Annotated in this window: 10 protein-coding genes; 8 read left to right on the top strand and 2 right to left on the bottom strand. The window is 44.4% G+C overall.

Annotated elements, in window-relative coordinates; all coding sequences use genetic code 11:
* Positions 1–61: 61 nt before the first annotated feature.
* Positions 62–1,294 (bottom strand): pyridoxal phosphate-dependent aminotransferase, encoded by a 1,233-nt coding sequence (locus tag SJY39_RS25600; RefSeq protein WP_372036961.1) that lies wholly within the window; start codon positions 1,292–1,294, stop codon positions 62–64.
* A 296-nt stretch (positions 1,295–1,590) separates the two neighbouring features.
* Here SJY39_RS25600 and SJY39_RS25595 point away from each other — a divergent pair, with 296 nt between their 5' ends.
* The 6 genes from SJY39_RS25595 to menE all read left to right on the top strand — a co-directional run bounded on the left by SJY39_RS25595 (position 1,591) and on the right by menE (position 9,001).
* Positions 1,591–2,898, top strand: coding sequence for an isochorismate synthase MenF (locus SJY39_RS25595; protein WP_016767086.1), 1,308 nt, complete (start codon positions 1,591–1,593; stop codon positions 2,896–2,898).
* Positions 2,895–4,619, top strand: coding sequence for a 2-succinyl-5-enolpyruvyl-6-hydroxy-3-cyclohexene-1-carboxylic-acid synthase (gene menD / locus SJY39_RS25590; protein ID WP_016767087.1), 1,725 nt, complete (start codon positions 2,895–2,897; stop codon positions 4,617–4,619). The genes SJY39_RS25595 and menD overlap by 4 nt, the downstream gene beginning before the upstream one ends.
* 9 nt (positions 4,620–4,628) lie before the next feature.
* Positions 4,629–5,429, top strand: coding sequence for a 2-succinyl-6-hydroxy-2,4-cyclohexadiene-1-carboxylate synthase (gene menH / locus SJY39_RS25585; RefSeq protein ID WP_010439545.1), 801 nt, complete (start codon positions 4,629–4,631; stop codon positions 5,427–5,429).
* A 102-nt stretch (positions 5,430–5,531) separates the two neighbouring features.
* Complete coding sequence (menB, locus tag SJY39_RS25580) at positions 5,532–6,398, top strand: 1,4-dihydroxy-2-naphthoyl-CoA synthase (RefSeq protein WP_010439547.1); 867 nt, start codon at positions 5,532–5,534, stop codon at positions 6,396–6,398.
* A 72-nt stretch (positions 6,399–6,470) separates the two neighbouring features.
* A complete protein-coding gene (gene menC / locus SJY39_RS25575) occupies positions 6,471–7,478 on the top strand; it encodes an o-succinylbenzoate synthase (protein WP_016788631.1) in 1,008 nt (335 codons plus the stop codon).
* 89 nt (positions 7,479–7,567) lie between these two features.
* On the top strand, positions 7,568–9,001 hold the full coding sequence (gene menE / locus SJY39_RS25570) for an o-succinylbenzoate--CoA ligase (protein ID WP_016767090.1): 1,434 nt from the start codon (positions 7,568–7,570) through the stop codon (positions 8,999–9,001).
* 146 nt (positions 9,002–9,147) lie between these two features.
* Here the strand turns inward: menE and nagE are convergent, their stop codons facing one another.
* Positions 9,148–10,593, bottom strand: coding sequence for an N-acetylglucosamine-specific PTS transporter subunit IIBC (gene nagE / locus SJY39_RS25565; protein WP_016788994.1), 1,446 nt, complete (start codon positions 10,591–10,593; stop codon positions 9,148–9,150).
* Positions 10,594–10,786: 193 nt separating this feature from the next.
* Between nagE and SJY39_RS25560 the strand changes: the two genes are divergently transcribed.
* Positions 10,787–11,665 (top strand): LysR substrate-binding domain-containing protein, encoded by an 879-nt coding sequence (locus SJY39_RS25560; RefSeq protein WP_010439555.1) that lies wholly within the window; start codon positions 10,787–10,789, stop codon positions 11,663–11,665.
* A gap of 106 nt (positions 11,666–11,771) precedes the next feature.
* Positions 11,772–11,936: a hypothetical protein gene (locus SJY39_RS25555; RefSeq protein WP_010439557.1), complete on the top strand. Its 165-nt coding sequence runs from the start codon at positions 11,772–11,774 to the stop codon at positions 11,934–11,936.
* Positions 11,937–12,080: the final 144 nt, after the last annotated feature.

Genomic DNA, 12,080 nt, shown 5'->3' with positions numbered 1-12,080 from the left:
GAATGAATACAAATTAAAGTCTTTTAAAACAGTAAATTGTAGTCATTTTTCTTTGGGTTCATTAATCACTAGTGATGTCATCTTGGCTGTAAGTCTGCAAGAAGCGCTCTAGACGACCAATCGCGGTTTCTAGATCTTCGATGTGCGGTAGAGTCACGATGCGGAAGTGATCCGGTTTCGGCCAGTTGAAGCCAGTACCTTGAACTAATAGCACCTTCTCTTGCTTAAGGAAATCGAGCACGAATTTCTGATCGTCTTTGATGTTGTACATGTTGGTGTCGATCTTAGGGAACAGGTACATCGCGCCTTTTGGTTTCACACAAGAAACGCCAGGGATTTTGTTGATCAGTTCCCATGCACGATCACGCTGTTCAAGCAATCGACCACCCGGAAGAATCAGTTCGTTGATGCTTTGATAGCCACCTAATGCGGTTTGTATTGCATGCTGCATTGGTACGTTGGCACACAAACGCATAGAGGCGAGCATCTCAAGCCCTTCAACGTAGCCTTTCGCGATGTGTTTTGGACCGGTTAAGAACATCCAACCACCACGGAAACCACATACGCGATAAGCTTTAGATAGGCCGTTGAAAGTGACCATTAATACATCTTCAGCAAGTGTAGCCACTGATGTGTGTACAGCACCGTCGTAAAGTACTTTGTCGTAGATTTCGTCGGCAAAAATAATCAAACCGTGTTCACGAGCAATCTCAACAACTTGTAATAAGAAATCACGACTGTATACCGCGCCCGTTGGGTTGTTCGGGTTGATAAGAACGATACCGCGAGTTTTTGGTGAGATCTTCGCACGCATATCATCTAGGTCTGGATACCAATCGGCATCTTCATCACATAGGTAATGAACCGGTGTACCACCAGAAAGCGCAACAGATGCTGTCCATAGTGGGTAGTCCGGAGCGGGAACTAAGATTTCATCACCATTATCAAGTAGCGCCTGCATAGACATAACGATAAGCTCTGACGCGCCGTTACCAATGTAAACGTCCTCTACATCGAGGTTACGCAGACCTTTTTTTTGATAATGCTGAACAACCGCTTTGCGGGCTGAATAGATGCCTTTTGAGTCGCAGTAACCCTGAGATGTCGGCAGGTTGCGGATAACGTCAACAAGGATTTCATCAGGGGCGTCAAAACCAAATGGGGCGGGGTTACCAATATTAAGCTTCAGTATTTTATGCCCTTCTTCTTCCATGCGCTTAGCATGTTTGAGTACAGGCCCCCTGATTTCGTAGCATACGCTGTTGAGTTTTGACGACATCCCGATATTTTGCATTGCCGATTTCCTGAAATTAATTTAAATACTTTATTAAAGTACCGCAAAATGGGGTTTGATAGAATAAAAATCTGATGAATGTCGCATTTCAGTGTCACGTTTGGTCTTTTTTTTGTCGCTATTATCTAAATTTTAATTAATCGCTTTTGTGGTTGTTCGCTAAGATGAATAAATACGCTGAATCGCTTAGAATCACAGGAATGTTCAAAAGATTTTATACATTCTTGATCTAAGTGGGTGCTGCCCATAAAGTATCAAACTAATATAATAATAATTTAGATGTGAACGAGGTCGATTTGTCACATTTCCAGCAAACTATCTCCGCTTTGATTGAGCGAGTACAAAATGCCCAAGCAAGCGAAGTTCGTTGTGTTGAAGTTCTAACGCAAAAACCATCGTTTGCATTCATTGAATGGCTTCATGCTCAACCGCTCTTTCCTAAGTTCTACTGGCAGTCGCGTGACACTCGTGAAGAGGTCGTCGCACTCGGTCAACTGCATACTTTTTCCGATCCCGCTCCGGCATACGCTATTCTTGGCGAAGACCAACGAATTTGGGGCGGACGTTCGTTTGATGGACATACCGCAAAGAACCGTCGTTGTATGGAATCGTTTTTCTTCCTTCCTCAGGTTGAATTGATCCGTTTTGACGATACATGGTCGTTAGCCGTTAATTTGTCTCCTGATCGTGTCGCTGCTATTAATGCTTTGAACAAGCTTTCGGTTGAAGCGGCGATATTGGCTCCTTTATCTGCGCATATCGAACAGATTCAACATGTTCCAGAAAGAGAACAGTGGGACAGCTTGGTCGATAAAGTCCTGAAGGGCATCAGCGATGAAGAGTACAAGAAAGTCGTTTTGGCTCGTAAAACCACGTTGCAGCTTGATGCGCCGATTTGTGCTGCGCAATTACTTAAAGCCAGTTATCTGCAGAATCATCACAGCTTTCACTTTATGTTGGTATTGGATTCGAAACACAGCTTTATCGGTTCGACGCCAGAGCGTTTATATAGCCGACATGGTACGGAGCTTGATACCGAAGCACTTGCTGGAACTATTGGTCGTGGGGAGAACGCAACCGAGGATATGGAGCTAGCCAATTGGCTTTCTCAAGACAGCAAAAACCTCAATGAAAACCAATATGTAGTCGACGATATCATTGAGCGTTTGACGCCTCATTCCCAAACGGTGCATGTTGAAAAAGATGCCCGTCTTGTGCGTCTGCGTAAGGTGCAGCATTTGAAGCGTAATATTCACGCTCAACTTAATAATGGTATCAACGGTGTGCAGTTGCTTGCTGCATTGCAGCCGACTGCGGCGGTTGCTGGTTTACCGCGTAAAGAGGCGATGGACTTCATTCTTGAACATGAACCATTTGCGAGGGGTTGGTATGCGGGTTCAGTTGGTTACATCAGCCATCGACGAGCAGAATTTTGTGTCGCGATTCGAAGTGCTTTGGTTGTAAACGATCAAGTACAACTGTTTGCGGGCGCGGGGATCGTGCCAGGATCGGTTGCCGAACATGAGTGGCAAGAGTTGAACAAGAAGATGTCGACTCTCCTGAGTTTGATTTCAGACCACCCACCCTTAGGTGTGGCGTCATGAATCACGACCAAGCCGTATTAAATAGAGTTTGGTGTAACACGCTACTTGAAGAGCTAGCACGCAACGGTGTTGAACATGTTTGTGTTGCGCCGGGCTCTCGCTCAACACCGTTAACTCTCGAAGCTGAAGCTAATCCTAAGTTAACCTTACACACGCATTTTGATGAACGTGGTCTTGGTTTTCTTGCGCTGGGCTTAGCAAAAGCCAGCGATAAGCCAGTTGCAGTGATTGTTACTTCTGGTACTGCTGTTGCAAACTTGCTGCCAGCGACGGCTGAATCTGGGCTGACACGAGAGAAGCTTATTTTGCTGACTTCTGATCGGCCAATTGATTTAGTCGATTGTGGTGCCAACCAAGCTATTCAACAACAGGGGATTTTTTCTTCCCATGTTGAAACGGCCTTAAATCTCCCAAGCCCAACGACACGAATTTCTTTGAATTGGCTTCTGACATCCGTTGATAAAGCACTCGCTAAACAACGCAGTGTCGGCGGAGCCATTCACATCAACTGCCCGTTTCCAGAGCCACTTTATTCAGCCAACAGTGCTGAGATATATGCTGACTACACAAAGAGTGTAGTGGGGTGGAACACTTCAACAAGCCCTTATTCTAATACTTGTCTGCCAAATCATTTTAATGTTCACCCAGTCGCGCCTGGCGATTATGTGACACGCAAAGGTGTCGTGATTATTGGCTCTATTGACAAAAAAGCGGCGAAGAAAGTACAGCAGTTCGCTTCTACTTTGGGATGGCCGGTATTCTGCGACCCTCAATCAGGTATCACAAGTGATTGGAAGCATTATGATCTGTGGATGCAGATTGACGTAGCGAAAGAACAACTTAACCAATGTGATTTCATCCTTCAGTTCGGTGAGCGCATTGTATCCAAGCGGCTCAACCAATGGCTTAAGTGGCAAGCTGTATTGTTCGATGCATCTCAATACATTGTTGTGTCACCAGATACACACCGTATCAATCAAGATCATCTGCCTCAAACTCACATTGGTGCAGATATAGAATCGTGGGTGTCCGAGCAGCATTTACCTACCTTGTTAGGTCAACATGCAGGTTGGGCGGCACCTTTGGTAGAAATCGCGAATACCGTTCAACAATTGGCGCTGGCACAGATATCTAACAACGACCAACTGACCGAGCTGAGCGTTGCCGTTGATTTGTCGACTAGACTTAAAGACAGAGAGTTGTTTGTGGGAAACAGCTTGATGGTAAGGCTGGTGGATATGCTGTCATCAATATCTGCGAATCAAGTTTACAGTAATCGTGGTGCATCGGGCATTGATGGCTTGGTGGCTACAGCTGCGGGTGTAGTGAAAGCCAACCAGAATCCCTTATTGATGTTGATTGGTGATACTTCTTTGTTGTATGACCTCAACTCACTGGCTCTGCTTACTCACAATGTAACGCCGATGGTTATTGTTGTGACCAATAATAACGGTGGCGCGATCTTTGACTTGTTGCCCGTTCCTGAGCAACAAAAACAATCTCTATATCAAATGCCTCATGGTTTCGGTTTTGAACATGCCGCTGCGCAATTCCAGCTCGGTTATGCTGCGCCTGAAACCTTGAATGGGTATCAAACAATCATCGAACAACATTTCGAACAAGGTCAAGGTACCTTGATCGTGGAAGTTAAGACGCCTCCCGAACAAGCGTCTACTTTACTGAAACAATTCAGTTCAATGCTCACCGAGGCACTAGCCTAAGGACTTTACATGCTTTACTCCAATTATTACCCAGCTTCAAAAGTATCTTCTGATAAACCTTTGCTTGTTTTTTTACATGGTTTACTCGGAAGCGGGGATGATTGGAGCGCATGTCATCCATTCCTAGAGGACTTTCCTCGTCTTTGCATAGATTTGCCCGGGCACGGACAAAGTCGCTTTATCGACCCGGTAGGCTTTGACCATTGCTGCAAGAAAATCGTTCAATGCATTACTTCTCAGCTTGCTCTTAACGATCTTCCTGCAGACTATCCTATCGTGGTTATTGGTTACTCGATGGGAGGTAGGCTCGCTATGTATGGGGTGACAAGCCCTTGCTTTGAAACACTTAACCTAGAAAAAGTTATCATCGAAGGTGGCAATTTTGGTTTGGAGTGTGATGAAGAAAGAGCGCAAAGGTTAGTACATGATACGCAATGGGCGGTTCGCTTTGCACAGCAGTCGATTGAAGATGTTTTAGACGATTGGTATCAACAAAGCGTCTTTTCTTCACTAAATCATGAGCAAAGACAAACTTTGGTCATAAAGCGTAGTGGTAACCTTGGAGTATCCGTAGCAAATATGTTGTTATCGACTTCATTAGCTAAGCAACCAGATTTACGTGCCACATTAAAATCTCATGAGCATCAATTGCATTATGTGTGTGGTGAAAAAGATCGTAAATTCATGGAGCTAGCTGATAATAGTGGCTTTGAATATAGTCAGGTTGATTACGCGGGTCATAATGTTCATTTTGAACAACCAGAGCTGTTTTCGAACCTGATTATTGAATGCATCGCCAGTCGTCGCTAATTTGACTGAGCAATTATCTCGTATAAAGCACTATCAAAAGCAAAGCAACACCGTCACGACTATTCGATAGTCGTGGTCTCTAATAGAACAATGGGAATCACCATGGCTAAAACAGTAGGCATCACAGAAGAAGAACTTTACGCAGCCGTTAACTGGCGCGATGAAAGCAGTCAATTTGAAGATATTCAGTACCACAAATCTGACGATGGTATTGCGAAAATCACGATTGCGCGTCCTCAAGTCCACAATGCGTTCCGTCCACAAACCGTAAAAGAGATGATCAATGCACTGGCTGATGCTCGCTATGACGAGAAGGTTGGCGTAATCATTTTGACAGGTCTTGGTGAGAAAGCGTTCTGTTCTGGTGGTGACCAAAGTATCCGTGGTGATTACGGCGGCTATCAAGATGATTCAGGTACTCACCACTTGAACGTATTGGATTTTCAACGCCAAATTCGTACTTGTCCAAAACCGGTTATCGCAGCGGTATCCGGCTGGGCAGTAGGTGGCGGTCACGTTCTTCACATGATGGCAGACCTTACCATTGCAGCTGAAAACGCACAGTTTGGTCAGACGGGTCCTAAAGTAGGCTCTTTCGACGGCGGTTGGGGTGCTTCTTACATGGCTCGTATCGTTGGCCAGAAGAAAGCGCGTGAAATTTGGTTTTTGTGTCGTTTCTACGATGCTCAAGAAGCATTGGACATGGGCCTAGTAAACACAGTTGTACCTGTTGCTGATCTAGAAAAAGAAACCGTTCGTTGGTGTCGTGAAGTACTTCAACACAGCCCAATGGCGCTGCGTTGTCTAAAAGCGGCACTCAATGCGGACTGTGATGGCCAAGCTGGGCTTCAAGAGCTAGCTGGTAACGCAACAATGATGTTTTACATGACAGAGGAAGGTCAAGAAGGCCGAAACGCATTCAACGAGAAACGTCGACCTGATTTCGACAAATTCCCGCGTAATCCATAGTCTTTTCCTCTTCAGAATGAGTCGCTAATAGCGGCTCGTTTTGTTTAATGCTCTCGTTTTTTAGGAAATCTAATGAACTCAGTGAATTCTCAGCGCCAAGCTAAACTCTATCGTTATCAATTGCCTATGGATAGCGGTGTGATACTTCGTGATAATAAGTTGAGCGAAAGAATGGGTTATATCATCCAACTTGAGTGCGATGGTAAATCGGGTTTTGGCGAAGTTGCTCCGTTACCGGGCTTTAGCCAAGAAGATGTCGAACAAGCTGGCATCCAGCTTCAACACGAATTAGAGCTTTGGAGCCACAATAATCCTCAAACGTCGTTTGAAGAGCTATATCCTTCTGTCGCGTTTGGCCTTTCAATGGCGATGATGGAGTTACGCGGTGATCTCAACGCTGAAGGTAATTATCAAGCTGCGCCTTTGTGCACAGGAGATCCGGATGAGCTGATTCCTGTTCTCAATGGGATGAAAGGCGAGAAGGTTGCCAAGGTAAAAGTGGGCCTTTATGAAGCCATTCGTGATGGCATGCTGGTGAGCTTATTCCTTGAATCAATTCCTGACTTAAGTTTGAGGCTAGATGCTAACCGTGCGTGGAAGCCAGAAAAAGCGAAGCAATTTATTAAGTACATTTCGCCGTCGTTGCGTCAACGCATTAGCTTTATTGAAGAGCCTTGCCTGAAACCTGAAGACAGCTTGGCATTTGCTATCGACCATGGTGTGGCAATTGCGTGGGATGAAACACTACAAGAAGCGGTAAGAAGCCCAGAGTTTGATCTAAGTGACCTAACTGGTGTTAAAGCTGTAGTGATCAAGCCAACTCTTATTGGTTCTGTAGAGCGTTGTGTAGCAATCATTGAGCGAGCACAGCAACTTGGGATTAAACCTATATTGAGTTCAAGTATAGAGTCTAGTCTAGGTCTGACGCAGATTGCTCGTTTGGCCCAGCAGTATCTACCAAACGAAGTACCGGGACTTGATACGATTGGCTTGTATCAGCAGCAACTAGAAGTCTCTTGGCCAGGTTGTGAGCTTCCAGTTTCAACTCTTGAGCAGCAGCAATTGATTTGGTCTTCTTAGACAAAGCTATTGTGCGGTACGTTTTACGAGCTAGTTGAATGGCGATTTAATTAGCTCGGTCGGTTCTTCATTTATTTTTCGGTTATTCTATGATGCGCCCACAATCTATTCATCACCCGTTCTGGGTACAGTGGGCGCAACAGAACCCACATCAAACAGCGTTAGTGACTCCTGACCGAAATTGCACTTGGCTGCAAGTATCAACGTTAGTGAGTGAGTACCAACAACAGTTGTCTCAACAAGGCCTATCTAAAGGTGATGTACTGACGATTGCCGGTAAGAACCAAGCTGAAGTGATTCCAGTGTATCTTGCGGCCTTAAATTTAGGTGTGGTTTGTGCGTTTACCATGCCTCAGCCGAAAGCTCGTTTAACGCAGAAGCTTGAATCCCTTTATGGCCAATCAGATAGGCGATACCTGTGGTTATTAGATAGCTGTGGGCTAGATCATTTTGATGCTGTTGAACTCAAGACTATATTGGTAACGTTGCCTTGCTTGAACGAAGTTAAGGTCGATGATGATGACAAACCAAAAACACCGGAAAACGTACACTTTAGTCCTCAATCTTTAGCGAGCATCGTATTCACTTCTGGCTCTACCGGAAACCCGAAGGCGGTGGCGCACACGTTGCAGCAACACTTATGTTCAGCTCAGGGGTTACTCGACGTTTTCCACTTTGAACAAGCTGATACATGGCTACTTAGCTTGCCGATGTACCACGTATCGGGATTAGCGATTGTCCATCGTTGGTTGGCGGCTGGTGGCTGCATCAAAATAGGGTCAGGTAAGCTTGAGTCAGACATCGAAGGTTGCAGTCATGCCTCATTAGTGGCTACTCAGCTACATCGATTACTGAAGAGTAAACAAGCACTTACTTTAACTCATGTGTTGTTAGGTGGGAGCCATATCCCAGAAGGGCTAGGGCTTGAAGCTCAACAAATGGGTATCGAAACTTGGCTTGGATATGGCATGACAGAAGCGGCTTCGACAGTGACCGCGAAACCCATCGATGGCACCAAAACGGCAGGCTTTGTTCTCGACCAACGCCAATTGAAGATTGAAGATCACCGTATCTATATTGGCGGTAATACACTTGCTTCTGGTTATTACTATCAAGGTGACTTAACGCCACTGGTGGATGACCAAGGTTGGTTCGACAGTAAAGATCTTGGTGAGTGGGTTGGCGAACAAGTGTCGATTATTGGCCGTGCAGATAATCAATTTATTTCTGGAGGTGAGAATATTCACTGTGAAGAAATTGAGCGAGCACTTAATCAATTATCTGCAATCAATCAGGCGTTTATCGTTCCAATTGAAGACGATGAATTCGGATTTCGACCTGTCGCTATTGTAGATTGTACGGATTTACCACCCAAAGAATGGTTTGCCGAGCAATTAAATGGCCGTCTTGAACGGTTCAAATTTCCTGTCGAGTACTACCATATGCCAGAGCAAGAACAGCAAGGTATTAAGGTTTCGCGCACAGGGTTGGCACAGTGGTTACAGCAGATACGTTCTAAATAGAACTGAGAACAATAAAATGAAGCGCAATACACGGTGACTAGTCGTAATTGCGCTTCAGGGGGTTGTGACGGTGGTGAAGCCGTCACAAATTCTTAGTATTTCATCTGGTCATTAAGGTTTTTTATCTTTCCATCTGGTTGCTTAACTTAAGCAAGAGCCTTCTTCATTTGTTCAGCGACCTTATCGACCTTACCTAGGCCAATGATAACTTGTAGGCCACCTTTACCAACAGGTACCACACCTGCCGCACCTAGTTTCTTCAGTTTGTCACTATCAGCTGCCCCTGAGTCTTTTACAGTTAAGCGTAGGCGAGTAATACAGTTATCTACTTCTAGAATGTTGTCTGCACCGCCGACGGCTTCAATGTAGCCATTGGTTAGGTTAGCCAGTGCTTCTGGAGTTTCTAGCTCTTTTTCTGCTTCCATCTCTTCACCACGTCCCGGGGTTCGCAGGTTGAATTTAATGATAGCGAAGCGGAAAATGCAGTAGTAAAGCGCGAAGAATACAACACCTTGAACTAAGAGCATGTACCAGTTAGTTGCTAGTGGGTTTTGGCTTGATAGTACTAGGTCAACGAAACCAGCAGAGAAGCCGAACCCTGCCATCCATTCCATACTTGCTGCAATGTAAAGCGATAGACCTGTCAATACTGCGTGCAATAGGAACAATACTGGTGCTAGGAACATGAAACTGAACTCTAGCGGCTCTGTGATACCGGTGAAGAATGAAGCCATGGCCGCTGCAAGCATGATTGCAAATACTTGGTTCTTGTTTTCCGCATCGGAGCAGTGGTACATCGCTAATGCCGCAGCGGGTAAGCCAAACATCATGATAGGGAAGAAGCCCGCTTGGTACATGCCTGTTTTACCCGGAATGCCCGTACCGTTAGCGATAGATTGTGCGCCGCCTAAGAAGGTTGGAATATCATTAATGCCTACAACGTCGAACCAGAACACAGGATAAAGAGCGTGGTGCATACCAACTGATAGGAACAGACGGTTAAAGAAGCCAAATAGACCAGCTCCCACAGCCCCCATACCTTCGAGTTTAATACCCAAAACGATTAAAGAGTCGTACACAGCTGGCCAGATGTATAACAGAGCAAAAGAGAGAGCCATACCTGCGATTGAAGTCAGGATAGGAACCAAACGTTTACCGCTGAAGAAGGCTAATGCTTGAGGAAGTTCTACGGTTGAATAACGATTATAGATTTCAGCAGAAATGATACCAACAACGATGCCCACGAATTGGTTGCTGATTTTGCCAAATGCCGCAGGCACTTCACTGAGTTCAACATTCATTAATTGAGCAACAGAGCCCGGAGCAAGAAGTGTGGTGACGACAAGGAACATCACAAAACCAGATAATGCGGCAGAGCCATTTTTATCTCGACTTAAGCCAAATGCGACACCTACCGCGAATAAAACCGCCATGTTGTCGATGATAGCACCGCCAGATTTGATCAAGAATGCGGCTAAAATACTTTCTGAACCCCATCCCACAGGATCCAACCAATAGCCGATCCCCATAAGGATTGCTGCAGCTGGCAGTGTGGCGACTGGAACCATTAATGCCTTACCTACTTTTTGCATATACCCGAGTATATTCATATGTACCCCTAAGTTTGTAATTAATTTTTTTAATGTTCCTGATCGTCAAAGCGTAGAACCAAATGTTGATCGAAGCAGGATTTTAAGCAACTGTGGGTATTAGAAACTTATTTCTTGATGCAAACAAACGAAACGGGTAGTAGTATGAATTAAAATTTTTAATGCATGAGTTCGTATGGCTAACCATCAATCTTTACTGAGAAACCTTCATACTTTTAATGTCGCTGCCGAGAACATGAGCTTCACACTGGCGGCGAAAAAATTACATCTCACGCAAGGTGCAGTAAGCCATCGGATTAAAGTATTAGAAGGAGAACTCGGTTTTAATTTGTTTGTGCGAGGAACTCGTAAGCTTGCGTTAACTGAAGAAGGTCAGCGTTTTAAACGAACCTTGTCGAAGTCGTTAAGTTCTATTTTTGGTGAGATTGAAGACATTACTAACACAGACTTGTACGGACAGATCAATATTGGTACGAGCCCTGCATTTGCTAACAGTTGGTTATTGCCAAGACTGGCTGATTTTAAACAGAGATACCCTAAGTTTAATCTCAACATTTTCTCGCAAGAGGAGCAGGATTTTCATCAAAACCACTTAGATGTTGCTATTTATTATGGTGCTGAAGACCTCAAAGATATGCACCGACAACGCTTGTTTGGTGAAAAGTACATACCGGTATGTACACCGAGTTATGCTGCTGAACACAATATCTTTGATGATGGAGTAGAGTCGTTACATAGGATTAATTTTATACATGCATTGGGGTCCGATGTTTGGCAACGATGGATTAAGCACAACGGTTTGGATGTTGATCTGTATGATCAGTTTTATTGCGTGAGTCATCGAGATATGGGTGTAAAGAGTGCACTGTACAATATTGGTGTTGCGATGGGACGCTATCACTTTGTTAAGCAATATATAGAGACGGGTGAACTGATCACGCCTTATCCGAGTATGGATACAGACAAAGGATATGATTTAATTTGTCCGTTAGGCACTGAAAAACGGCCTAAGGTCAGAACTTTTATTAAGTGGTTAGAGGGTCAATCGGACTAGTTTAGTTAATTTAGCAATTAGATAGTTCAAAACAGAATTTATTATCTTTATAACCATCCATCATAATAAGCCCTATAAAGAACGGATTATAGAATAAGGTCTTATTATGAAAATCGCCCTCATTGTTGCGGTCTTACTGCAGATAGGCCAAGCAGTAACATCGTCGGGATTGACTCGATCATTAGCTGAGCTTACCGCATTTGTATTGGTTGTAGTGCTTGTTTTGATGAAAAAAGAGAGCAAAAAGAGTGATAAGCCCCTGTTTGATTAGTGACTGCTTCGAGCACAGATACTTAAGTAACATTAGATCCTTAAGCAACAATGGATGCTTAATTAACAACAGGTGCCTAATTAACAAAAGATGTTTAAGCAACCATAGATACTTAGGAAATAAACGATAAAGGCAAAGCCCATT

The sequence above is a fragment of the Vibrio sp. R78045 genome, assembly GCF_042466085.1.
In the GTDB taxonomy this organism is placed as follows: Bacteria; Pseudomonadota; Gammaproteobacteria; order Enterobacterales; family Vibrionaceae; genus Vibrio; species Vibrio cyclitrophicus.
Note: the sequence above shows the minus strand (reverse complement) of the source record. Positions and strands in the feature narration are given on the sequence as shown.

Bases quoted from the DNA above. Each gene is read 5' to 3' on its own strand.
- menC (WP_016788631.1), top strand. From the start codon at position 6,471: ATGAACTCAGTGAATTCTCAGCGCCAAGCTAAACTCTATCGTTATCAA.
- menD (WP_016767087.1), top strand. From the start codon at position 2,895: ATGAATCACGACCAAGCCGTATTAAATAGAGTTTGGTGTAACACGCTA.
- menH (WP_010439545.1), top strand. From the start codon at position 4,629: ATGCTTTACTCCAATTATTACCCAGCTTCAAAAGTATCTTCTGATAAA.
- SJY39_RS25555 (WP_010439557.1), top strand. From the start codon at position 11,772: ATGAAAATCGCCCTCATTGTTGCGGTCTTACTGCAGATAGGCCAAGCA.
- nagE (WP_016788994.1), bottom strand. From the start codon at position 10,593: ATGCAAAAAGTAGGTAAGGCATTAATGGTTCCAGTCGCCACACTGCCA.
- menE (WP_016767090.1), top strand. From the start codon at position 7,568: ATGATGCGCCCACAATCTATTCATCACCCGTTCTGGGTACAGTGGGCG.
- menB (WP_010439547.1), top strand. From the start codon at position 5,532: ATGGCTAAAACAGTAGGCATCACAGAAGAAGAACTTTACGCAGCCGTT.
- SJY39_RS25560 (WP_010439555.1), top strand. From the start codon at position 10,787: ATGGCTAACCATCAATCTTTACTGAGAAACCTTCATACTTTTAATGTC.
- SJY39_RS25600 (WP_372036961.1), bottom strand. From the start codon at position 1,294: ATGCAAAATATCGGGATGTCGTCAAAACTCAACAGCGTATGCTACGAA.